General features: G+C 43.8%; 22 protein-coding genes, 1 pseudogene and 1 riboswitch. Of the genes and pseudogenes, 12 read left to right on the top strand and 11 right to left on the bottom strand.

Annotated features, from left to right (window positions below; translation table 11 throughout):
- Positions 1 to 289 precede the first annotated feature (289 nt).
- The 5 genes from J3L18_RS01690 to J3L18_RS01710 form a co-directional block, all read right to left on the bottom strand.
- Complete coding sequence (locus tag J3L18_RS01690) at positions 290 to 883, bottom strand: LutC/YkgG family protein (protein WP_129570566.1); 594 nt, start codon at positions 881 to 883, stop codon at positions 290 to 292.
- On the bottom strand, positions 880 to 2,268 hold the full coding sequence (locus J3L18_RS01695; protein ID WP_129570565.1) for a lactate utilization protein B: 1,389 nt from the start codon (positions 2,266 to 2,268) through the stop codon (positions 880 to 882). Before J3L18_RS01695 ends, J3L18_RS01690 begins: the two co-directional genes overlap by 4 nt.
- Entirely contained in the window at positions 2,268 to 3,005 is a 738-nt protein-coding gene (locus J3L18_RS01700) for a (Fe-S)-binding protein (RefSeq protein ID WP_129570564.1), read from the bottom strand. Before J3L18_RS01700 ends, J3L18_RS01695 begins: the two co-directional genes overlap by 1 nt.
- Before the next feature lie 436 nt (positions 3,006 to 3,441).
- On the bottom strand, positions 3,442 to 4,086 hold the full coding sequence (locus J3L18_RS01705) for an START domain-containing protein (RefSeq protein WP_129570563.1): 645 nt from the start codon (positions 4,084 to 4,086) through the stop codon (positions 3,442 to 3,444).
- A 136-nt stretch (positions 4,087 to 4,222) separates the two neighbouring features.
- Complete coding sequence (locus tag J3L18_RS01710) at positions 4,223 to 6,892, bottom strand: alpha-L-rhamnosidase (protein WP_129570562.1); 2,670 nt, start codon at positions 6,890 to 6,892, stop codon at positions 4,223 to 4,225.
- Between the two features lie 397 nt (positions 6,893 to 7,289).
- On the opposite strand from J3L18_RS01710, the gene argH reads away from it, so the two are divergent.
- The 6 genes and pseudogenes from argH to J3L18_RS01740 all read left to right on the top strand — a co-directional run bounded on the left by argH (position 7,290) and on the right by J3L18_RS01740 (position 12,371).
- Complete coding sequence (gene argH, locus J3L18_RS01715; protein WP_129570561.1) at positions 7,290 to 8,630, top strand: argininosuccinate lyase; 1,341 nt, start codon at positions 7,290 to 7,292, stop codon at positions 8,628 to 8,630.
- Positions 8,630 to 9,040 (top strand): annotated as a pseudogene (locus J3L18_RS01720) (HAD domain-containing protein); the annotation flags it as partial. The gene argH and the pseudogene J3L18_RS01720, both read left to right, overlap by 1 nt.
- A gap of 132 nt (positions 9,041 to 9,172) precedes the next feature.
- Positions 9,173 to 9,379: a YwbE family protein gene (locus J3L18_RS01725; protein WP_091211944.1), complete on the top strand. Its 207-nt coding sequence runs from the start codon at positions 9,173 to 9,175 to the stop codon at positions 9,377 to 9,379.
- Between the two features lie 56 nt (positions 9,380 to 9,435).
- Positions 9,436 to 10,134 carry a DUF1345 domain-containing protein gene (locus tag J3L18_RS01730; protein ID WP_091175040.1) on the top strand — a complete coding sequence of 233 codons (699 nt, stop codon included), beginning with the start codon at positions 9,436 to 9,438 and terminating at the stop codon, positions 10,132 to 10,134.
- Between the two features lie 191 nt (positions 10,135 to 10,325).
- The gene (locus J3L18_RS01735) at positions 10,326 to 11,960 is read left to right on the top strand and encodes an amidase (RefSeq protein WP_129570560.1); all 1,635 of its coding nucleotides are present in this window, start codon (positions 10,326 to 10,328) and stop codon (positions 11,958 to 11,960) included.
- Between the two features lie 9 nt (positions 11,961 to 11,969).
- Positions 11,970 to 12,371 (top strand): helix-turn-helix domain-containing protein, encoded by a 402-nt coding sequence (locus J3L18_RS01740; protein ID WP_129570559.1) that lies wholly within the window; start codon positions 11,970 to 11,972, stop codon positions 12,369 to 12,371.
- 399 nt (positions 12,372 to 12,770) lie between these two features.
- Here the strand turns inward: J3L18_RS01740 and J3L18_RS01745 are convergent, their stop codons facing one another.
- Positions 12,771 to 12,980 carry a hypothetical protein gene (locus J3L18_RS01745; protein WP_091175047.1) on the bottom strand — a complete coding sequence of 70 codons (210 nt, stop codon included), beginning with the start codon at positions 12,978 to 12,980 and terminating at the stop codon, positions 12,771 to 12,773.
- Between the two features lie 139 nt (positions 12,981 to 13,119).
- Here J3L18_RS01745 and J3L18_RS01750 point away from each other — a divergent pair, with 139 nt between their 5' ends.
- Positions 13,120 to 13,833, top strand: a complete 714-nt coding sequence (locus tag J3L18_RS01750; RefSeq protein ID WP_189549334.1) for a YdcF family protein — start codon at positions 13,120 to 13,122, stop codon at positions 13,831 to 13,833.
- Here J3L18_RS01750 and J3L18_RS01755 read toward each other — a convergent pair whose 3' ends face one another.
- Together J3L18_RS01755 and J3L18_RS01760 are read right to left on the bottom strand one after the other, a co-directional pair.
- Positions 13,834 to 14,061: a hypothetical protein gene (locus J3L18_RS01755; RefSeq protein ID WP_091175051.1), complete on the bottom strand. Its 228-nt coding sequence runs from the start codon at positions 14,059 to 14,061 to the stop codon at positions 13,834 to 13,836.
- Positions 14,062 to 14,129: 68 nt separating this feature from the next.
- Complete coding sequence (locus J3L18_RS01760) at positions 14,130 to 15,131, bottom strand: nucleoside hydrolase (protein WP_129570557.1); 1,002 nt, start codon at positions 15,129 to 15,131, stop codon at positions 14,130 to 14,132.
- Positions 15,132 to 15,271: 140 nt separating this feature from the next.
- On the opposite strand from J3L18_RS01760, the gene J3L18_RS01765 reads away from it, so the two are divergent.
- On the top strand, positions 15,272 to 16,009 hold the full coding sequence (locus J3L18_RS01765; protein WP_129570556.1) for a proteasome-type protease: 738 nt from the start codon (positions 15,272 to 15,274) through the stop codon (positions 16,007 to 16,009).
- A gap of 4 nt (positions 16,010 to 16,013) precedes the next feature.
- Entirely contained in the window at positions 16,014 to 16,862 is an 849-nt protein-coding gene (locus tag J3L18_RS01770; RefSeq protein WP_129570555.1) for a transglutaminase-like domain-containing protein, read from the top strand.
- Between the two features lie 75 nt (positions 16,863 to 16,937).
- Here J3L18_RS01770 and J3L18_RS01775 read toward each other — a convergent pair whose 3' ends face one another.
- The gene (locus J3L18_RS01775; RefSeq protein WP_091175062.1) at positions 16,938 to 17,339 is read right to left on the bottom strand and encodes a transmembrane 220 family protein; all 402 of its coding nucleotides are present in this window, start codon (positions 17,337 to 17,339) and stop codon (positions 16,938 to 16,940) included.
- 253 nt (positions 17,340 to 17,592) lie between these two features.
- Between J3L18_RS01775 and J3L18_RS01780 the strand changes: the two genes are divergently transcribed.
- The 3 genes from J3L18_RS01780 to J3L18_RS01790 all read left to right on the top strand — a co-directional run bounded on the left by J3L18_RS01780 (position 17,593) and on the right by J3L18_RS01790 (position 21,408).
- Positions 17,593 to 19,038 (top strand): DUF3943 domain-containing protein, encoded by a 1,446-nt coding sequence (locus J3L18_RS01780; protein ID WP_129570554.1) that lies wholly within the window; start codon positions 17,593 to 17,595, stop codon positions 19,036 to 19,038.
- Between the two features lie 147 nt (positions 19,039 to 19,185).
- Positions 19,186 to 19,300: riboswitch (SAM riboswitch) on the bottom strand.
- Between the two features lie 281 nt (positions 19,301 to 19,581).
- Positions 19,582 to 20,343: an SDR family oxidoreductase gene (locus tag J3L18_RS01785; RefSeq protein ID WP_129570553.1), complete on the top strand. Its 762-nt coding sequence runs from the start codon at positions 19,582 to 19,584 to the stop codon at positions 20,341 to 20,343.
- 126 nt (positions 20,344 to 20,469) lie between these two features.
- Positions 20,470 to 21,408, top strand: a complete 939-nt coding sequence (locus tag J3L18_RS01790; RefSeq protein ID WP_129570552.1) for a DUF72 domain-containing protein — start codon at positions 20,470 to 20,472, stop codon at positions 21,406 to 21,408.
- Here J3L18_RS01790 and J3L18_RS01795 read toward each other — a convergent pair.
- A complete protein-coding gene (locus J3L18_RS01795; protein WP_129570551.1) occupies positions 21,400 to 21,903 on the bottom strand; it encodes a hypothetical protein in 504 nt (167 codons plus the stop codon). The two genes, J3L18_RS01790 and J3L18_RS01795, sit on opposite strands and share 9 nt — an antisense overlap.
- Positions 21,904 to 22,187: 284 nt before the next feature.
- Positions 22,188 to 23,768, bottom strand: a complete 1,581-nt coding sequence (locus tag J3L18_RS01800) for a GDSL-type esterase/lipase family protein (RefSeq protein WP_129570550.1) — start codon at positions 23,766 to 23,768, stop codon at positions 22,188 to 22,190.
- Positions 23,769 to 23,877 lie beyond the last annotated feature (109 nt).

Below are 23,877 nucleotides of genomic sequence, written 5' to 3' on the forward strand. Positions count from 1 at the left end.
AAAACAGGGCAAACTCTGCCGCTTTAAAAAGTCTAAGCTTAAAAGCGCGGTAAACCACCAGTTGGTCAGAACTGGTGGTTCCCTATAATGTTTTTTGCAAAAAGCGACAGTCCCAAACTCGCAAGCGGGCTCTTAAAGGCCCCAAGGGTTATACGGGGTGTGTAGTTTGCCCGATGTTCAAGACAAATATCTTACTTCTCATCGCAATGCATGTCATTTCATTTTTTTTCAGGGCTTCCCTGATGGTTACTCGCAATGACGTTACTTTTAGGTCGCTTTTAAAAGATCTTTACGAAAGTATAAAAACCGATAAACTCCTTGGCCCATGCGCACCAATCACTAATGACTGCTCAATATCCGCTGTTTTTGAAGGGCCGGAGATAAACGAGCCATAGCCATAATCAGCATCGGCAATTATCTTGTAAGCTTGCGCCATGGTAGGTACAAAATCATCTTTACCGATCACTACCGCCAGATGCTGGGCAATAAATGGCAACACCCGGCTACCCATGTCCTTTTCAGTAAGCCAGAGTGCCCCGTTTTCGGCAACACCAAGTTTAGTACTAAGTATGGTTAGCTCCACATCAGCAAAGTTGTGGCCGTCTTCGTGTTTCACGTTTTCGGCATAAATGTAATTGCTCAGTTCGTTAAGGGCAGATATGATTTTTACACCGGGTTTAAATTCATTGTTGATGATGGTTTTGATCTCATCAAAGTCACTAACCTCATAAACAAAGCTGCCGCCTGCTGTAGCTATGGTTTTATATTTTGACACCAGATCAGTTCTGACATCGGTTAGCGTATTCAGCACTTCCATATCTGGCAGCGGCATAGCAGCGGGCTGATTAAATTTTACAGCAGCTAATATTTTTTCCCGGCTCATGAGTTTTTCGCTCCTTTCCTTTTGGCATACCACTCGCCAAACGATTCATCGGGTGCTTTTGGCATTTCGCGTTGATTGTACCATGGGTTTAATTTATTGTTTACCGCAAATGGGGCATATTTAAACACCAGTCGACCGGTTTTTCCCCCCATACGGTATAAAGTTGGTGAGGCCAATGTTAAAGCCATAGCCTTCATAGCCATAGTTTTGGCTTTGGGCGAATAGCCTTCCTTAACAATTACCTGCCGCCATTTATACAGCTGGTCATGAATATCTATTTTAACCGGGCACACATTACTGCACGAACCGCAAAGAGTAGAAGCAAAGGGCAGGTCGGCATATTTTTTCATGTCGAGGTTAGGGGCGAGGATTGAGCCTATCGGCCCTGCGACAGCAGTATGGTAGCTGTGCCCGCCGCTTTTGCGGTAAACGGGACAAGTGTTCATACAAGCCCCGCACCGGATACATTTTAATGAATTGCGAAACTCCTCGCGACCCAACTGAATGCTGCGCCCGTTATCAACAATAACAATATGAATTTCGGTGCCTTCCTGCGGTTTGCTGAAATGGCTCGAGTAAGTGGTAATTGGCTGGCCGGTAGCACTGCGGGTAAGCAGGCGCAAAAATACACCCAGGTGCTTCCTTTCGGGGATGATTTTTTCAATACCCATCGACGCAATATGGATCTCAGCCAGGTGCGCGCCCATATCGGCGTTACCCTCATTGGTACAGATCACGAACTCACCTGTTTCGGCCACTGCAAAATTAACACCGGTAAGCGCCGCACGTCGGGTTAAAAATACCTCGCGCAAATGCTGACGGGCAGTTTCAGTCAATATTTTAGGGTCTGATTCACCTTTGGCCGAACCTAAATGCTCATGAAATATATCACCGATCTCTTCCTTTTTTTTATGGATACATGGCAGTACGATATGACTTGGCGGTTCATTGGCCAACTGTACGATGCGCTCTCCGAGATCGGAATCAATTACGTCGATGCCCTGTTCTTTCAGGTATTCATTTAAATGGCATTCCTCGGTAAGCATCGACTTGCTTTTAACCATTTTAGTAATGCCCCTTTGCTCAAGCAGGTTGTGTACAACCTGGTTATGTTCAGCCGCGTCTGCAGCCCAGTGTACTATGATGCCATTTTTAATGGCGTTAGCCTCAAACTGTTCCAGGTAGGTGCTCAGGTTTGAGAGTACGTTAAATTTTATTTGTGATGCCGTTTCGCGCAGCAGTTCCCATTCGGGGAGTTTATGAGCGGCAATGTCCCGTTTGGCACGTACCCACCACAGGGTTTCGTCGTGCCAGTTTACACGTGGCTCGTCGCGGTTAAATTCGGCAGCTAAATGTGGGTGATCTTTGGTAGTTGCGGTGCTCATTACATGCTGTGGTTTAAAATTTCGGCTACGTGAATTACTTTAACATCGCTGTTTTGACGGCGCAGGATGCCTTCGAGGTGCATCAGGCACGAAAGATCGGCCGAGGTGATGTACTGTGCCCCGTGCGATATGTGATCGGCCACACGGTCTTTCCCCATTTTGGCCGACACTGCCTCCTCGACTACACAAAACGTTCCTCCAAAACCGCAGCAATCATCCTGGCGGCTAAGTGGAACCAGTTCCAGTCCATTCACCAGATCCAGTAACTGGGCCGGTTTGCTGAATGGTTCGGCAACAAGCTCACTCATTTGGGCTATGCGTAAACCACGCAAACCATGGCAGCTCTGGTGTAAACCAACCTTGTAAGGGAAACTGGCCGAAAGTTGTTTTACTTTTAAAACATCAACCAAAAACTCGGTAAGCTCATAAACTTTTTTGCGGATCTCGGTAGCCTGTTCTTCTTTCCCATCGGCATGTAAATGCTCTTTGATATGCAGGGTGCAACTCCCCGAAGGGCAAACGACATAATCGTATCCCGAAAAATTATCGACAAATAAATTATTGCAGCCACTGGTTAAATGCTCATAGCCCGAATTGGCCATAGGCTGTCCGCAGCAGGTTTGATTTTTAGGGTAGTGGACTTCACAGCCAAGTTTCTCCAGTAACTCCAGCGTGGCAATAGCCGCTTTGGGGTAAAACTGGTCAACATAGCAAGGAACAAACAAGGCAACTCTCATCGTTTACACGTTTACTTTATTGGTTAAAGCAATATTAACGTTTATAATTAGCACAACTATCCTTTGGTATCCTGCCGGCAAATTAAACGGTTATATACTAACATCGAAAGTACAGCTAAGTGTGATACGAGTTTTCAATTTTATTTGCAAAATGCTGACGTTTATTTGTAAGTTGTCTGAACCAGGATTTGGGGGATTTTTTGGAAGACAGGATTTTTGAATGTGGAGTGAATTGAAAGGGCGCAATTAAAATCCAATAAATCTCTTAATCCTAAAAATCCCGGTTCAGAATTTAGGGCGTTGCCTTCGGCCAGGCTTTCCGCTCATACTGCGCAGGCTTTAGTCACAGGCGGGTATCCGCTGCAATCCTTAACGCGAAATTTGTTTTCAATTATAAATTCGTTGCTAAACGCTCCCCCTTTAGGGGGCTGGGGGGCTACTGCACATATGCCAGCTTCACATCCTTATAAGCCGGTTTCTGCAATTGTTTTTTTAAACCTTTAAAACTTTCGGTAGGGCCTTGTGCGGCAAACATATTGATAAGCCAGGCAGGTACAGAGCCCCCCGGATCAAGGTGCAGGGTGTAAACGATACTTACATGATTGCTATCAACGGGAGTGATAACCCACCTGCCGGTTGAGTTTTCAACTCTTACGATGCCATCTTTCGCGGGTACCATATTTGAGATAACCGGCGCGTCGATGGTAACAATTTTGGTTTTGGGATCTTGCGTAACTTTTAAATGAGCCACAAAATCGCGGTTGTGTACCGGCCATGGTATGTTTACCTCCGAGTAATAATAAATATCTGACGGAGACACCTGCTTAATAATAGTAGCCGATTTGGTGTGGTAAACCCACTCGCTGCAAGTTTTAATATCCATAAGCACAGCTACCAACTGAGCAGCTGAAGCGTTAAATGTACATTCTACTTTAATGGCTTTGATCTTTGAATCGGGAATGTGGCGGGTATAAACCCTGATGCCTTCCTTGTCGGTGCTTAATGACCATGGCTCTTCCGGGCCCGCCACTGCAAGTTTGGCAACAAATAATAAAAATACGATAGATAATATCCTGTGCATGGTATCAGTGATTGTAAATAAGGTGTGACAAATTTATATACAAAAACAGGCCGGGGTTGCCCCGGCCTGTCAGTAAATGGTCATTTGATATGCGCAGATATTAAAATATGAAAATACTATGGCATTTGCGGTGATATTATTTTACCTCGAACACATAGCTGCCCGCATTTATTTTATACAACGCTGGGTTGTTGATTGCTTTGCCCGCAAGATAAACTTTACCAGCCGGGAAGCTAATAGCGGCTGTTGAATTGGCCGGTACCGTAACTTTATAAATTACTCCGTTACCGCTCCGTTGCCACGATGAAACAATGTTACCAAAAGGCCCTTTATGAGTAGCCGTAAACTCATTTAGGTTTGGTACAAAGTGTGGTTGAAGCAGCACGTTTTTAAAACCCGGATGCTCAGGATCAGGGTGGAGGCCCGCAATGCCTTTGTATAGCCATGCACCAATTTCGCCAAACATGATATGGTTAAGGGAGATATCGGATTTGGCATCTATCTGCCAGTTTTCATACAGGGTAGTAGCGCCGTTCACCATCCACCAGCCCCATGAAGGGAAGGTTTCCTGCGATGCTATTTTGTAAGCAACATCCGGGTAGCCATTATCGCTCAAAGCGCTTAAAATGGCTTTGGCCCCAAGGATTCCTACATCTAAATGGAAATTATCTGCCTCAACACGTTTGGCCAGGTTAGCTGCTACTTTAGTTTTCATGTTTTCGGGCACAACACCCCAATAAAGCGGTACACTTAGCTCTGTTTGTAAGCCTTTGCCGTAAATGCCGGTTGTAGCATCCAAATATTTAGCGTTAATGGCGTTCTTGATCTTATTGGCCAGTGCCGAATATTTTACGTAATCGCCTTGTTTGCCTAATATTTTAGCTGCTTTGGCCAATATGCTGGCATCGGTATAGTAGTAAACAGACGAGGTAAGCTCAACAGGCGAGACTGATTTCACCGGAACCCAATCGCCCAGGCCCCAGGTGGTGAGACCGGTTGGATAAAGTTCATCAATGTGGTTAACGTATTCTTCAATGGCATTGTAGCTATCGGCCAGCAGTTTGCTATCGCCATAAAACAAGTAAATATTGTAGGGGATAATGGCAATGGTGCTGGTCCAGTCGGGGCCGTTGCCCCATTCATATCCCCAGCCCCCGGTTGGGATAATGGATGGTAATACACCGTTGGGTTGCTGCTCATCGCGGTGGTCGGCCAGCCATTTTTCGTAAACGGTGATGCCATCAAAATTATAGAGGCCGGTTTCGCTGGCAATGTGGGCATCTCCGGTCCAGCCGTTCTTTTCGCGCTGAGGGCAATCAGTGGGATAGCCGAACAGGTTGCTGAGGTAGCTATTGTTGGTAGCCGTCCAGATCTGCTTAATGGTTTGATTGGATGCTTTAACGGTACCGATGGGCTCTACATCGCTGTGCATAAAAAACGCTTTGATGTTTTCTTTGCCAATTTGGATGGGTTTGCTGCTACTTACCTCAATATATTGAAAACCTTTGTAGTTAAAACGCGGCGAAAATGTTTCTTCGCCCTTGCCGCCTAAAATGAAAATATCGGTCTGGAATGGATCTTTATCATCAGTAGGGCGGTAATGCAGATCGATGTTTGATTGATCAACATGTCCGTTTTTGTTCAATCTTTCTGCATGTTTAAGACGGATCACCGTGCCTGAATCACCCTTAACAGTAATTTGGCTTACGCCCGAAATATTTCGGCCCATATCAAACACCCAAACATAGCTGTCAATTTTGGTAACGCTTTTGGTGCTGATGGTATCAACCGCACGAATGGGTTGCATGGCCTGTGATACAATGTTCATGGATGGGGCCGAACGGCTAATAACCGGCTTCCATTTGCTATCGTCAAAATTGGCGGTGTTCCAACCCGGTTGTTCCAGCCTGCCATCGTAATGCTCGGCAGTATAAATGCTGTTGAAAACGACAGGGCTAAGTGAGGTTTTCCAATCGGTGCCCGATTTTACGGTTTCAACCGTACCATCGGTATACGTGATGCGCAAATCCATACAAAACGTCGGGCGACCGCGCCATGGTGCCTGGTGAAAAAACCAAACAGCCGTACTTTGATGGTTATACCAGCCATTGCCCAGTAACACACCAACTGCATTTTTACCGTTTTGCAATTGAGTTGTAATGTCATAAGAAACATAAAGCGTACGCCTGTCGAACCGGGTATACATCGGGTCGAGCCTGTGATTGCCTATCTTTTTGCCGTTGATATAAAGTTCATACAAACCGGCAACTGCAATATAAGCCCTTGCCGAGCGGATTTGCTTGATTATCTTAAACGTATTGCGAAAATAAGGGGCAGGGTTTACTGCTATCCCTTTATTATCGCTGATCCATGAGCCTTTCCAGTTTTGCATGCCCATCATGCCGGTTTCAAAACTATTTATAGCTGATGGGGCAAGTTTTTTACCTGCCCGGTCCCAAAGCTGGACCTTCCAGAAATACTTAGTAAAAGGTTTTAGTTGTTGACCACTATAAATAACAAGATTATTTGATGAAGCAATTTTGGATGTAGTCCATGCGCTGCCTTTGCTTGCTGAAACAGAAACTGAATCGGTACCTACATAAAGCTGGTAGGCACTCTGAGCTGCACCCTGTGCTTTATCGTTCATGAGCCAGGTTAAGCGGGGGTGAGTGTTATCGATGCCTATAGGGTTTACAAGGTATTCGGATTTAAGACCTGTTGCCCCAGGCGTTTGAGCTTGTGTTACCGAATAAAAGCAAAATGATAAGGCAATGCTAAGCAAGGGCTTACATAAAAGGTGTTTCATGTGGTTAAGATAGCGGTTTATACAATATTGGCCAAAGCCTATGATAAGTTGTCACAATCAACAATGTTAAATGGATGGATCGGGATTGGCATCCTGAACTGTCTGAACCGGGATTTTGACTGTCGATTTTTTTGATTACGTTGATTTTGCCGATTTTTCTTCGCACGTTCAAGCGTGGAATGCTTGCATCTGAATTTCTTAATTCACAATTCTTCACTTATAAAATTCACGCCGCCGCTCGGTTCCGGCCGAGTGGCGACTATCCGACGGCCTCTGGCCGGCGTATAGAAAAGGCCAGAGGCCTTGAAATAATGACCACTCGGCTGGAGCCAAGCGGTTGCAATATTAAATAATACTCAACAATGCACATAAATTCACAAATTTATACATTTGCACCATGAGCAAGCTATGGCAAAAAACTACCAACGTTAACGAACTGGTTGAAAACTTTACTGTTGGTCGCGACCGCGAATTTGATGAGCAAATGGCGGCGTTTGATGTTTTGGGGTCACTGGCCCATACCCGCATGCTGCAAAGCGTTGGGCTAATGGACGACACTGATTTGGAGCTTGTTCAACGTGAGTTAAAAACCATTTATGCCAATATTGCCAAAGGTGGTTTCAAGATCGATGAGCATGTGGAAGACGTGCACTCGCAGGTTGAGTTGCTGCTTACCCAGCGTATTGGCGATGCCGGTAAAAAGATTCACAGCGGCCGTTCACGTAACGACCAGGTTCTGGTCGACCTTAAGCTTTTCTTTCGTCATCATTTGCAGGAAGTTGTGGAAAGCACCGAAACCTTGTTCCGCCAGCTTATTGAATTGAGCGAAAAACACAAAGATGTTTTATTGCCGGGTTATACCCATTTGCAGGTGGCCATGCCTTCATCATTTGGCTTATGGTTTGGCGCCTATGCCGAAAGCCTGGTTGATGACCTTGAACTGGTTTTGGCTGCTTACCGCATTACCAATAAAAATCCGCTGGGTTCGGCTGCCGGTTATGGCTCGTCGTTCCCGCTTAATCGTACTTTAACTACACAGCTTTTAGGTTTTGATAACCTTAATTATAACGTTGTTTACGCGCAAATGGGCCGTGGTAAAACCGAGCGTATCATTGCACAGGCCATATCAACCATTGCGGCTACGCTGGCTAAAATGGCAATGGATCAAACGCTGTATTTGAGCCAGAATTTTTCATTTGTAAGCTATCCTGATGCATTGACTACCGGCAGCAGCATCATGCCTCACAAAAAGAACCCTGATGTTTGGGAAATTATGCGTGGTAAATGTAACCGCCTGCAGGCCCTGCCAACCGATGTGGCAATGATGACCACTAACCTGCCATCGGGCTATCACCGTGAGTTGCAATTGTTAAAAGAGCTACTGTTCCCGGCTTTTTCCGATTTGAAACACTGCCTTCAAATGGCAACCTTCATGCTGCAAAATATCACGGTAAAGACAGATATCCTGGACGATGCCAAATATGCTTACCTGTTTAGTGTTGAAGAAGTAAACCGTTTAACATTAAGCGGCACACCCTTCCGCGATGCTTACAAACAAGTTGGTTTAGCTATTGAGGCCGGTAATTTTAATCCTTATAAAACGGTGAACCATACTCATGAAGGCAGCATCGGTAATCTGGGTAATGAGCAAATAGCTGCCTCATTTGATGGGCTGATCAATAATTTTGATTTCGGAAAAGTAGAGCAGGCAATAAAAGGACTGGTTGAGTGGATATAATGGTCATCTTACTCGATATAGATGGTGTTTTAGTAACTGAACCGTCATGGAGAAAAGTTGAATCGGAAGCAGATGGATTCATGCGGTTTAATAAAGAATCCGCAGATAACCTTCGCGATATTTTAGCACAGACAGATGCTGCTGTAGTTTTAACCACTACCCATCGGATCAATTTTACGGATCAGCAATGGTTAGAGATTTTTCGGGTAAGAGGAATATCTGTAGGTAATATTTCAAAGCTGAACGATAAACAGTCTCTTGCTGAAATGAAAGACCGGGGAACGGAAATAGAAGATTGGGTGAGGGGCAATCATGATACAAATTTTGTTATTCTTGATGATGATCAGTCAATAAATCAATTGCCTGAGTGGATAATAAAGCGATGGGTGAAAATAAAGCCATTTAAAGGAATTGATGATGAGGCAAAAGAAAAAAGCTTTATCGATCCTATTAGATCAGTGAAATCAAATAAATCAACCCAATCAAAAATATTAAAAAATAAAAATCAGCAAAATCAACGTAATCAAAACAAATCAACGGTCATGAATGGACAAAACAGAAGCGATATATACCCGGGCCTTGAGGTTGACATCATACTAAAAAAAGATCAGCGCACAGGTACGTTAACCCGCGGCTTTGTAAAACGGTTGCTCACCAGCGCAGCTTACCATTCCCGCGGAATAAAAGTGCAGTTGGATGACGGGCAGGTAGGCCGTGTTGCCTGGATTGTTGAGGAAGACGATTTTTAGTATCTTCATTTAATCTACATCAAACATTATCATATTTATGGTGTAGCTTAAATTGTATGCCTCAAAAAGCCAAAACAAAAACCAAAGTCTTTTTTAGTCTTGATGCTCATCACCGCCTCCTGATCTCGTTAGGAGCCGCAGCAATAACATTATTTTTCTCCTGGGCCCATTTTTCTGCGCCAACGGTGGCATTAGTAACCTGGATAGCATTTGGTTTATGCATCATTATTATGGATTGGATCATTATCCTTACGGCTAACCCCGCCGAGATCCGTAAAATAGCCAGTATCGAAGACTCAAGTCGTACGCTGATATTTTTGTTTGTGATAGTATCATCGCTGATGAGTTTACTGGCGATAGGGTTCCTGTTGTTATCCGCAAAAAATCAATCGGATGCGATAGTTACAGCACGGGTTTTACTGGCCATGGCTTCGGTAATTGTTTCGTGGTGGCTGGTGCATACCATATTTACGCTGCGTTATGCCCATATGTATTATACTACAGACCCCGATGATGATAAAAAATTGAAGCACCTTGGCGGTCTCGAATTTCCGGGCGATGAAAAGGAGCCGGATTATCTCGATTTTGTATATTTTTCGTTTGTAGTAGGGATGACTTTCCAGGTATCTGATGTGGAGATCTCTGCCCGCTCTATCCGCAGGCTGGCCTGGCTGCATGGGCTGATTTCTTTCGCATTTAATACAGCTATTGTGGCGTTGAGTATTAATGTGATCTCGGGGATGGTATCGAAGTAAGAACTAAAGCAGAAGGTTGCTCGCAAAGGCGCTAAGTCGCCAAGATTTCAAGTTGCAATAGCTTTGCGTCTTAGCGCCTTTGCGTGAAATATCCTGGTTATGTTTTGTAACATTTAACTATCTACCCACTCCACACCTTTCAAAGTAGTTAAATATTTTGTTACTTGTAATGCCTTTTATTTTAAACATTTATGCACAGAAGAAATTTCCTCAAAACCGGTTCATTAGCTGGGTTAGCGATCTCCACTTTAGTAGCAGCATCCTGCAATCAGCCATCTGCCGAAAATAAAGCCGATGAAACTGCCGCTGCCGATATCAGTAAGGACGATATATTTGAATTGAGCGAAATAACCATTGCCGATCTGCAGCAAAAAATGCAGAGCAAGCAGTTTACTGCAAGGCTGATTACCGAGCTGTACCTGAAACGCATTGATCAGATAGATAAAAAAGGCATCATGCTTAACTCGGTTATCGAGCTTAATAAAGATGCCTTGAACATGGCCGATGCGATGGACCGGGAACGTGAAAAGGGTAAGGTGCGTGGTCCGCTGCACGGTATACCGGTGCTGATAAAGGATAATATTAATACCGGCGATAACATGCACACCACGGCGGGCTCATTGGCTTTGGCCGATAATTTTGCCAAGCAGGATGCTTTTATAGTGCATAAGCTTCGTGAAGCAGGTGCTGTGATATTGGGCAAAACCAATTTAAGTGAGTGGGCAAACTTTCGCTCCACACATTCAACCAGTGCCTGGAGCAGCAGGGGAGGGCAAACTAAGTGCCCTTATATTTTAAATAGGAACCCCAGCGGTTCAAGCGCCGGTACCGGAACGGCTGTAGCAGCCAATCTTTGCGTTATTGGCATTGGTACAGAAACCAATGGCTCGATAGTGTCGCCGGCATCGGTTAACGGTTTGGTGGGCATTAAGCCAACTGTGGGCTTATGGAGCCGGTCGGGCATTATTCCGATCTCCAAAACACAGGATACTGCCGGGCCGATGGCTCGTACGGTTAAGGACGCCGCCATACTGCTTGGTGCGCTGACCGGTATTGATACGCTCGACCTGGCAACGCTTGGTAGTAAAGGCAGGATTGAGGCGGATTATACCAAATTTTTAGATGTTAATGGTTTACAAGGTAAGCGCCTGGGCATTGAAAAAACAGCGTTTGACGATAAGCCGGACGTTGTTTCATTATTACAGGATGCCATCAAAACCCTGAAAAGTAAAGGCGCTGAGGTGGTTGAGATAGAACTGAACAAAGAGCTGAAGACCATCAACAGCAACGAATTTACAGTGCTGCTTTACGAATTTAAAGATGGCCTTAACCAATACTTCAACAATGCCAACAGCAAAATAAAAACGTTGGCAGATGTTATTGCTTTCAACAAGCAGAATGAAACTAAAGCAATGCCTTTTTTTAAGCAGGAGATACTGGAGCAGGCTCAGGCCAAAGGCGATTTGAACAGTAAAGAATATCTTGACGCGGTTAAGCAAACCAATATGGGTACCCGTAAAGTTATTGATGGTATGCTTACCAAATATAAACTTGATGCCATCATAGGCACTACTAACGGCCCGGCTGTATGTATCGACCTGGTAAATGGCGATTATGACAACGGTTTCAGCTTTTCAGGCCCTGCAGCTATGGCGGGGTATCCGCATATTACAGTGCCCATGGGGTTGGCCCATGGCCTGCCGGTTGGATTGTCGTTTTTTAGTACAGCCTACAAAGAGGGCGACATCATAAAATTGGGATATGCTTATGAGCAGGCGTCTAAAAGGCGGGTAGCACCGTTGTTTAAACCTGATCTGTTTGCTTAATTTTGTGTTATGGAAGCAACGCTTACTGTTCCGAAAAAGATACTGGCCCGTCAGCATGAAATCACAGCCGACTATTTAAAAGCCATTGATAAACATCTTGATGATGTGATGAACAACCGCGTATTGGACATGTACGAGATACGTGATTTTGCCAGTGACATGCATATCCATCCTACCCATTTGAGCAATACTATTAAACTCACTACAGGCAAACATCCCTGTTTCTTTTTCGAGGAAAAAATCATGGGGATTGCCAAAACCATGCTTCAGGAAAATACGGTAAGCGTAGCCGAAATAGCTAACCAGCTTACTTTTGATGCGTCGAATTTTACCAAGTTTTTTAAGCGTTTTGAAGGAGTAACACCAAAGCAGTACCGTGAGCAATGGCTGTTAAGGAACCTTGATTTATAGGACTGGAGGATTAAAGGATAAATTTTGCAAGCAATCTCAACTCCCATCGCGATAACAGTAAAATATATTTTTGCGATGCTGCGCGGGGGCGCGTTAGTGATAGGAGAGGATGCCGGCCTGTGAATAAGGCCTGCGAGCGTATGAGTGGATAGCACGGGCAGCAGGCAACGCACATATTTATAAAACCGATCTCCAAAATATGCTTAATAATCAATGACCTATAAATGTATCATTATAAGCATGGCATAGCAATCGCATACTATACAGAGCAACTATACTTCTATGCGATTCCCACGCTACGCTCGCAATGCTATATTTTCTCTATTCTATGACGGTTTTTAAAGCGGGAGATAAAGCCGACTAATAATATATTATGGATAAAGTATAAAGCAAATTTTATTAACGCCTGCTGTTATCCCTGAAATTTTGAGTACGTACCGCAATTTGTTCTAAAGTAAGTTCGCCGTATTTTTTAGCGCGATCTGCCCATTCGGGGGCGTTGTCAACCAGGTTATCGATAATTGATTTACCGTCGGGTCCTTTTTTGGTTACGTAATTTATTCCGTAAGCAACTGCAGCACCTATAGCAAGAGTTTTGATAAAGCCCATAATTTATTTTTCTTTTCTGATATATGACAATGATAATGCCAGTTTGTTACTTCACCTGATAAAAGCTTCTATATTTGAAGTACTTAAACACCATAACCGCCATATGTTTTTTATTTTTTCAAAAGTTCTTTCGTTTTTAATGAATTTGCTTCTATGGGTATTCGCAATTTTATTGATCTCCCTTTTTTTAAAGAACGTAAAACGTAAACGGAAATTTTTGCTTGCAGGTATTATTGTGCTTTATATTTTCTCTAATTCATTGTTACTTAACCTGGTTAGCTGGTGCTGGGATATCAGGGAGATTGCTGTACCAGCCGATAAAAAGTATACCTGTGCTATAGTGCTGGGTGGTTTTAGCTCGGATGATGGCAATGGCGGCGGTTTCTTTAACTCTGCTGCTGATAGGTTTATCCAGGGTGTTCGTTTGCAAAAAACAGGTAAAGTCAGCCATCTTCTTATCACAGGAGGAAACGGGCTTTTGAGGCCATCGGGTTTTAGGGAGGCCGATTGGGTAAGGGAGCAACTCAGGGAAATGCAGGTTCCGGACAGTTGCGTACTAAGCGAACCGAAATCCCGCAATACCATTGAAAATGCTGCTTTTTCAAAAGAGCTATTGCAGCAGCATAAACTTAAAGCGCCATATTTACTGGTTACCTCAGCATTTCATATGCGTCGTTCCCTGATGATATTTAAAAAACAGGGAGTTGACGTGGTTGCATACCCCTGCAATTTTTCCAGCCGCAGGTTTTCGGCATCTGCCGATGATTTCCTGCCTAATGCAGGTGCTTTAGCAGGTTGGGGGACCTATATAAAGGAAGCCATCGGCTACGTGGTAACCCGTTATTTTAAGTGATCAGCCTTGTTTAAGATGCCCTATATTTGGGGTAAAATCAGGTTCCCGGCGGTTATGTTTATTCCAATTGGCTATATCCACCATTCCGGGCGGCGTTTGATAATGATTTGGGTTGGCACCGCATCTTACAATAAATTTACCTTTAGCCTGTGCAATTACAGGCCTGCTGCCGCAGATAATGCAAGGCTCGCAAAAGATGGATACCTGAATTTTAATGGGTTCGCTCATAATTAAACTAAGGTGCTATCTATCTCGTGAAAATTCAATACCAAGTAGTTGGTATTTTTACCGGTATATTACCGTTGTTCTTTAACAGGCTGGTGCATCATCAATTGTTCAATATCCTTTGCAATATCCCCCGGCTGCATTGCAAATTGAATATATAAAAACCGCTCTCCCGGTACCACTACATCGGTACCGTTGTCCTTTATTTCCATGTTAAGTTTGCGATAGGTAAAATAAGGTTTGAGCCCCCTGATGGCTGTTAGTACGGCTGTTTCGTCCCAACTGTTGCGGCCGGTTGTGTTGTTGTCTTTTGTAAGCGCTATCTGGAAGGCGTCTTTTACCGGGCTATTTTTTATTGATGTATTATTGATCAGGCGAATCCCTGTCAAGATTTTTTCACCTATTTCAAAACCGCTCAGAGTAATGGGGGTGGGCCAGTTTTTAAATACTTCCTGTGCCGAAGCTGCATCTACATTTACATTGTATTCGCTAAACGTTTTACCGTCGGTACCTATTCCTGTAGCCATGGATACCAGTTTTTTTACTTTCTTTTTCACCAGTTGTTCTCCATCCAGTTTGCTGTATTTATCAGCTCCTGACCGGAGCAGATCGGCCAGGTTGGTGAAAAATCCAACCGAAATAATAGTTACGCTGCCATCGGCTTGCTTTGCCAGCAACTTGCGGTAAAGTGCTACCGCTTCAACTGCCTGGCTGTTTGATTTTACGTTATGCGGATATTTGGCAATAATAGCCTGGGCCCATTGCTGTGCACAGTTTTTATTGGGCTTGTCTTTTTTTACAATACCTATGGGAATATTAGGCCTGCCAAAATAGGTGTTGATCACACTGATGGTTGGTGCGGTAGTTTCAAAGGCGTTGCATGATATAGTAGCTAATATTTGGGCCTCACCCTTGTCTGCAAAGGCATGCAGCATAGCCATGGCACCAACATCGTCATAATCTCCTGCAATATCCGTGTCGAAAATAACAGGGACAGGGCTGTGTTTTTGCGCTTTGACAAAGTTGAGGTGAAAAATGAATGCCAGGATGAGTAATGCTGATTTGAATTTCATTGTATGCAATAAAATAAAAGGCAGTTAGGCCCGAAAAAGATGCATCGGCAAATAATTGGTTTATGAATGATCGGTAATTAAATCTCGCATTATTTAATTACTTTGGCAAGTATTAATTTATAACGAACGACGCTAATCAAATGACTTATTGCCTGGGAATTAAAGTTAAAGAGGGCTTATTGGCCATTGCCGATACCCGTATAACTTCGGGGACGGATACCACTGTAAAAAAGAAGATCACTATAGAACAAAAGGATCATTTTTCGCTGTTTATCATGACCAGCGGTTTGCGCTCGGTGCGCGATAAGGCCGTGATATATTTTAATGAATTATTGGAGACAGCCGAGTTTAATAAGATGTACAAGGCTGTGAATGCATTTGGCGAACAGGTAAAGCGTGCAGCACAAGAAGATAAAGTGTCGCTTGATGCCGCCGGGTTACGATTTGACCTGAATACCATTATTGGCGGGCAATTGCGCGATGACGATGAACACAAGCTTTTTTTGCTATATCCCGAAGGGAATTGGGTGGAATTAGGGCAAGGGGCGCCATACGTGGTTATCGGTAATTCGGGGCATGGTAAAGCTATCCTTAATCGCATCCTTAATGAAGATTCGAGCCTGAAACTGGCGCTTAAAACAGGTTTTCTTTCTTTTGATTCAACAAGGGTAAGCTCGAACAATGTCGATTTTCCGATAGATGTGGCTGTTTATAAAAAGGATAGTTTCAATATTGTTGAGCAGCGTTATAACAAGCAGGACCTTGAACATATCTCAATCCAATGGGCCGAGGAACTGAAACTGGCACTTGACCATATTTCGGAGGATTGGATGGATGCCACATTTAACAAATTAGAAGAAATAAAAACAGGAAGCTGATAACATGAAGTTCGATGTGTTTACCCAAATGGAATATGTAGTACGGTCGCCGGGCACATTGATTTTAAACATACACGCATTACGCAGCCCAAATCAAACGGTAATAAGTGAAGAATTTGGCCTGGAACCCTATATCAAGTTTGAAGAACTGCAAACTCTGCAGGGCGAAAATCGTTTGGTGCGCTTTGATGTAAGTGCCGATACGCCCAATGTTAAAGTTACCTACAAAGCTACGGTTGATAATTGTTATGAAATAACCGATTTCGGTAATTTACAGGAAACCCACGTTTCTGAGCTGCCCTCGCCGGTGCTGCCATATTTAAATCCAAGCCGCTATTGTCAGTCGGACAAATTATACCGCCTTGCACATAATATGTTCGGGCATGTTACCAACCCTTTTGAGCAGGTGGTTGAATTGACCAACTGGATCAATAAAAACGTCCAATATTTAAGCGGATCAACCAATTCACAAACATCAGCTTTTGATACCGTTACCGAACAGGCCGGCGTTTGCCGCGATTTTGCACACTTAGGCATAGCCCTTTGCCGTGCTCTTACCATACCTGCCCGCTATTTTACAGGTTATGCCTATCACCTTAAGCCAGCCGATTTTCACGCCTGCTTTGAGGCTTATCTTGGTGGTAAGTGGATACTGTTTGATGCAACACGGCTGGTACCTTTAAACGGCCTTATCAAAATAGCTACCGGCCATGATGCTGCCGACTCGGCCATAGCCAATATTTTTGGCGATGTTACTTTTACCACCATGCAGGTAAGTTGTGAACTTGCCGAAGACGGTTTTGTGCCCTTTTATTATAGTGATGGGGAATTTAAGGGGTTGTCATATTTGTAGCTTAGCCTGACCTTAACCCCTATGAAAAAGATATTTTCACAAGTCTCCCTTTGCCTGGGGAGATTTAGAGGGGGCTTATCGTCTCCGCTTTTTTACCGGTACTTTTTTGTTTTCTCTTATAGCATAGATCCAGTTAATTGCCAGTACTGCTACACAGATCAGTAACCCGAAAAACTCACGCACTTCTTCAATCCAGGGCTTTTCGGCTTTCATGGTTTGCACAAGACTTTCGGCATGGTGGAACTTAAACCAGTCGATCAGGCCGTTGTTATCAAATATCTTATAAATGGCATAACCTGTAAAAATGATTATGCCGGTTGCATAGCCAATGGGGTAAAATTCTTTTTTTGCTGCCAGGTAGCAAAACCAGGCACAATAAAGGTAAATGGGCATCCAAAGGTAAGGATCTGGATCGTTATACTGTAAACCTGCAAATGTGACAAAAAGTACAACCCATATGATATTGAAGATCTTCATAAGTAAAAAGCAATTGCAATAATTTATACTGGTTATGGTGCTTAATATACAGGTTAAGCAATGCTAAATATATGAAAATATGTTTCAGTACTTAAATAAGGAAATAACAATTATTGGTACCCATTACCGCCCAATGCATTATCAAAATTATATCCACCTTAACATTAATTAAATATTGCTCAAACATTTTTTAACCTAATTCACTTCATCCTTTATAACTTTCGTAGCTGTATCTTTTAAATTGTTAGTGTATATGACTTTAACGCTTTACCATTTTACCAGAAAATACTCCGGAAGGTTAAGGATTATACTGCCGCTTTTACTGTTCATACTTTTCTGCAGCCAGCAAGTAGGGGCCCAGGTTAATATTTTTGACCTGCGTAAGCAAAAAGATACCATAACACGATTTTCAGATCCGCCGGTAAAACAGAAACGTTTTGGAAGGGCTGCTTTAGAGCTTGGCCTCGCCGAGATTGCGCCCTGGACATATGATCGCTATATAGTCAACGTTGATTACGCACGGATTTCCTGGAAAACAACAGGCCATAACCTGAACCCAAGCAGTTGGACCTGGGACAACGATCCGTTTCAAACCAACCAGTTTGGACATCCATATCACGGCAGCATGTTTTATAGCGCCTTCAGGAGTAATGGTTATAGTTTTTGGCAATCAGTACCGGCTACTATGGTGGGCAGTTACCTGTGGGAAACATTTGCCGAAAACCAGGCACCCGCCCCTAATGATTTTATCAACACCAGCTTTGGCGGCATAGTATTGGGCGAAATGACCTATCGGCTATCAAATAAGATTATTAATAACCACCGCCGCGGTTTTAAACGGCAAGCCAGTGAGGTGCTGGGTTTTTTGGTTAACCCGATGAATGGCCTTAACCGCATTATTGATGGAAAATGGGGAAAGGTTGTTGGGCCGGCAAATAGGTCGCAGGATGATTCATCAAAAGTGAGTGCCGAATTTGATCTGGGCGCGCGTAAGTTTAACAGCGGCAACCAGGGACTGTTAACCCACGGACGGTTTGGTTGGTTTGGCAGGGCTAAGCTGCTTTACGGCGCATCTAACGAAAATCTGCACACACCTTTCAGCAATATTTCCATCACAGCCGAGTTTGGGAAGGACGATAGCAGTGCGGTTAATGTGATCAGTGTTTACGGATCTCTTGCAGGATGGGACGTTTCGTTATCGGATAGCGTGGAGAACCTGATCATCATATCAGCTAATTATGATTACATACGCAATGCTGCGTTCTTTTACGGAGGGCAAAGCGTAAAGGCTAATCTACTATCTGAATTTAAATTATTGAATGGCTTTAAAGTGAATACCGCGGTGGGTGCGGGGCTTATCATTTTAGGAGCCGCTCCCGATCCCTACCTGTATAGGGGGCGCAATTATGATTACGGTTCGGGTTTCGCCATAAACGGCAGAGCCGGTTTTAATATAGGTAACAGATTTTATTATAGTATTAATTATCGCGGTAGCTGGCTCATGACTATTAATGGTAATAAGTCGCATTATTTTTTACATACCATAACCAATGAGATAAGTTACCGTGTGCTAAAGGACCTCTCGATAAGTGCCGAACCCGGATATTTCAGGCTGGAAGGCAACTATAAAAATCACCCGGATGTAGACAAAATTTACCCGTACCTGCGGATCTCAACAAGGTACAGAGTTAACCTGTAAGCTATAAAAAAGGATTGGAAAAATTTGATGTCGCGGGCAGATTCGAACTGCCGTTTAGGGTATTGCGGACCCCCACCTATCCTCTCGGTCACGCGACTTGAAAACCATAAAAATTCACTTAATCAGATCGGTTGTGGGGTGTAGATATAATTATCTCTCTCCCGTTTTGCACAGGAGCAGGAATTAGCACCTTTTACATTATGCGGATGTACAGGTTGCTAAGACGTCTTTGGGCCTTTCCCTCAGTCTTTCTTGATAAGTTATTAAAAGAACACTTTGTCGTTGTTGACAATGCAAATATAACAATAAATTATATAACTCCTATAGTTTTAGTAGTTTAATTGATATTTATTTCTTTTTAGTTCATTTTGAGGTAGATAAATTTATTAATGCTGTCTCAGTCCATACTTTCTGGGAGTTTTCCGATATAAATATTTTGAAAAAAAACTGAAATGGTCACCATTTAATCTGAAGTAGTCACCATAATTTTCATTCCTAACTATTGCACCTTTGTATTGTTAAAACATTAAAAAAAACATCACAATGGGAACAAATAAAATTGCACTGATAACCGGCGGAAGCCGCGGGCTGGGTAAAAATGCTGCATTGCACCTGGCTAAAAAAGGTATTGATGTAATAGTTACTTATCGCAGTAAAAAGGAAGAAGCTGAAGCTGTAGTTGCAGAAATTGAATCGACGGGGCAAAAGGCTGCTGCTTTGCAACTGGATACCGGTATCGTATCCACCTTTGATGCTTTCATTACAAAACTGAAAGCAACCCTGAGCGAAAAATGGAACCGAGATACCTTTGATTTCCTGATCAACAACGCAGGTATCGACGCTGCCTCGCCATTTGCGCAAACCACCGAAGAGGATTTTGACAACCTGTTTAATGTTCATTTTAAAGGTGTTTACTTTTTAACCCAAAAAAGCTTACCGGTAATTGCCGACGGCGGCCGGATCATTAATTTTTCGACCGGGCTGGCCCGTTTCTCAACTCCGGGGTATGCCGCTTATGCATCCATGAAAGGCGCTATCGAGGTATTCACCAAATACCTGGCGAAAGAATTGGGCAGCCGTGGCATAGCCGCAAATGTGGTGGCTCCGGGTATTATTCAAACCGATTTTACCAAAGCGGCATTTGATTCGCATCCTGGTTTGGAAGAAATGATGTCGAAGTCAACAGCATTAGGGAGGGTAGGCCAGCCGGATGATATTGGTGGCATAGTAGCTTTTCTATGCACTGAGGATGCCCGCTGGATCAACGCTCAGCGTATTGAAGCTTCGGGCGGGATGTTCTTGTAGTTAATTGTCTGAATCAGAATTTTTAAATTAACAGAATGTAATGCAAACAAATTATTTATTCTGAAAATTCATTAATCCTGTAAATTCTGATTCAGACAATTTCCTATCTTTCGCACAAAAAAGCACATGGAATTTGGTAGAGTAACGGACGAAGAATTATCAAGGGTTGATTTTACCTTGCCGGCCGACCCGCAGATAACTGTTGAAACCCTTGCCGCTGCAAAAAATGATGTGCCTTTGCAGGTACATGTTGGCTGCGCAAAATGGGGGCGCAAAGAATGGATTGGCAAAATTTATCCCCCAAAAACCAAGGACGCCAATTTTTTAGATGAATACGTTAAGCATTTTGATTGCATTGAGCTTAACGCTACCTTTTACCAGGTTTACGGTCCGGATACCATTTCCAAATGGAAACAAAAAGCCGAAAGCAATCCCGGTTTTAAATTTTGCCCTAAATTTTCTCAAAGCATTAGTCACATTCGCCGGTTAAAAAACGCGGAGGATATCACGACCACGTATTATGAAGGTATTTTGGCTTTCGGCGATAAGCTTGGTCCGCTGTTTTTGCAGTTGAGCGATAATTACACACCAAAGAGTTTTCCGGAGCTTAAAGCCTATCTTGAACAACTACCAAAAGATCTTCCCGTATTTGTTGAGCTGCGCCATAAAGACTGGTTTGCCGTTGCCGAAAACCGCGACAAGGTATTTAATCTTTTCCGCGATCTGAATATTGGCTCTATCATAACTGATGCCAGCGGCCGCCGCGATGTGGTGCATATGGCATTGCCTACACCCCACGCCTTTATCCGCTTTGTAGGCAACAGCCTGCACCCAACAGATTATGCCCGTGTTGATGAATGGGTTGAGCGGATCAAAAACTGGAAAGATCAAGGCCTTAAATCGGTATGGTTTTTTATGCACCAGCATGATGAGCGCTACTCACCAGAGCTTGCTGATTATGTGGTTGAAAAACTAAATGACGCTTTGGGCACCCAATTAATGCGCCCTCAATTTATCCAGAGAGACAATAATAAGCCAACCGCCCAAACCTCGCTGTTATTGTAATGGCTCTGTAGTAGACGGCGGAATTTTCATAGCCGGGTTAAAGTTGGGGATCAGTTGCCTCACCTTATCCGCAGTTGAATTGTTCATATCCAGGAACGACCAGTTTTTGCCACCATCGCCGCTAACCGCCAATAGGTTGCTGTGCATGGCCATACGGCCTTTTGGGCTTGCCATAATGATAGTTTCGGGTAGCAGGCAATGGATTTCCTTCCCGGCTTTATAAAATTTACCAGGGGTGCCAACTGTAATGTTTTCAAAGCTGATGCCCGCAGTTTTCATTTGCTGCATAGCTGAACCGAGCATATAGGCCATTTTTTCTTTGCCGCCGGCCATTTGCACCGCTTTGGGATAAGTATAACTAACAATAGCCTTATAATCTCCTTTGGTCATGCTTTGGGTCATCAGGGTTGCCTGTTGTTTTACAACTATCGGATTTTGAGCATGTAACGCCAGCGGCGATAATATGATGATCAGGAGCCTGAATATATTTTTCATGGGATGTTTCTTTTTTTTATGAGGATCTCATCGGCAAGTTGATCGGTACCATCAACCTTGCTGCTGCATTTAAGCCCCAATATGCAATTTACTAAATTAAAAACACCAACATTTTTAAAAGAAGGTATTTGCTTACCGGTTTTAAAGGCGTGTCCTCGGGCCATGTTGTAGAAGACAGACTTGCGAAGTTCTTAAAACTTCGCAAGTCTGTCCCTGCTTATCATCGTACCTCGAAAGTCCGCCGGATTTCAAAATTCTGCAACATCTGCTAAAGTTTATCTGGCCTACTTCCTCTTCAACGCTTCCGCAATACCCTTTTCAACCAATGGCTCCATTAACCTGTATCCTTCAACAGTAGGGTGCACACCATCAGCGGCTAAATTTTTCGGCAAACCTTTGCGCTCGTCGGCCATGGCGCTATGGTAATCCACATAAACCATTTTATTGGCATCGGCAAAAGCTTTGATCATGGCGTTAAGCTGCACCACTTTTTGCGCAGGTTCCATACCCGGGCGCCATGGAAAGGCATAGGCGGGCAGTACTGAACATAATACTACTTTAATATTGGCGGCCTTAGCCAGCAATGCCATGGATTGAATATTGCCAAAAATATCTTCAATAGCTATCGGGCCGTTATTTTGGGCGATATCATTTATTCCTGCCAGGATCACTACGGCACCAGGTTTCAGATCTATCACATCCTCACGGAAACGCACCAGCATTTGGGTGGTGGTTTGTCCGCTGATGCCGCGGTCAAAATATGGTTTACCGCTCCAGAAGGTTGAATCCCTGCTGATCCAGAAATCGGTAATGGAATCGCCCATATAAACTACACTTTTAGGGTTTGGGGCTGATGCTTTTACCTTTTCATTATCGGCCTGGTAACGGGTCATGTTTGCCCAGTCTTTATGAAATGCATCTTCCCATTGCTTATGGTAGGCTTCCCATTGATCGGCTCTTTCTTTAACTGATTTTACTTTAGGGTCTATAGGTTTTAAAAAACCTTTCAGATCGAGCCACTCGTTAAAGCGGTCTATCCAGTTGTCGGTAGGCGGGCTTTGTTTGCGCATGCCAAAACCGTGGCCTCCTTTAGCGTACATATGCAGCTCGGCGCTATGTTTTGATGCCAGCCATTTGCTATAAAGCTCAATACTGTGCGGAGCAAGGCCAAGCTGATCATCAGTAGCTGCAGCTATAAACATCGGCGGCGCATCGTCAGGGATTTTTGAGATCAGCTCTGGAGGCAAGTATGCATAAACAGGCGCGTCAAAATCGGGTTTGTTAGCTGCTGTGTAATTGAAAGCTGCGGCACCGGCCAGTGTGCCGCCTGCCGAAAAGCCCATGATCCCGATTCGTTGCGGCGAAACATGGTATTCGGAGGCATGTTCACGCACATAAGTCAGCGCTGCACGCGCGTCAGCGATAGCTAAGGGAATGATAGGCGCTACCTGTTTAGGGAAATCCTTCTGACTCATTTTGGCTACCAATTCTTTTACCGGGTCGTTAGTTAAACTGTGAGCTAACCTGTATTTCAATACAAAGCAGGCCACGCCCTGTTTATTAAGCCATTTTGCTACGTCATAACCTTCGCTGTTGATTGATAGGGTATGGAAGCCGCCGCCGGGACAAATAACCACCGCGGTGCCGGTAGCGATGGATGAATCGGGCAGGAAAATACCCAGGGAAGGGCGCGTAACGTTGTAAACAACTTTGGTATTAAAGGCGTTGTTGTCGCTTTCGCCCTCGTTCCAGGTCCAGTTTTCGGAACCGGGAGCCGCGCCGGGGTAAAGTGGGATAACTTTTTGCTGGGCCTGTACGCCAAGGGCCGACAATAGGAGTAAGGTGCCTATCAGTTTTAATTTCATGGGAGGGTTAATTCAGGTTAAATGTCGATTTGCAAAAATAACAGCATAAAGCTAAACTGCAAGATGCCTAAACGTTTTAGCAAAGATAAATTCCATTTTAATTATGACA

The organism is Mucilaginibacter gossypii, assembly GCF_017569325.2.
Taxonomy (GTDB): Bacteria; Bacteroidota; Bacteroidia; order Sphingobacteriales; family Sphingobacteriaceae; genus Mucilaginibacter; species Mucilaginibacter gossypii.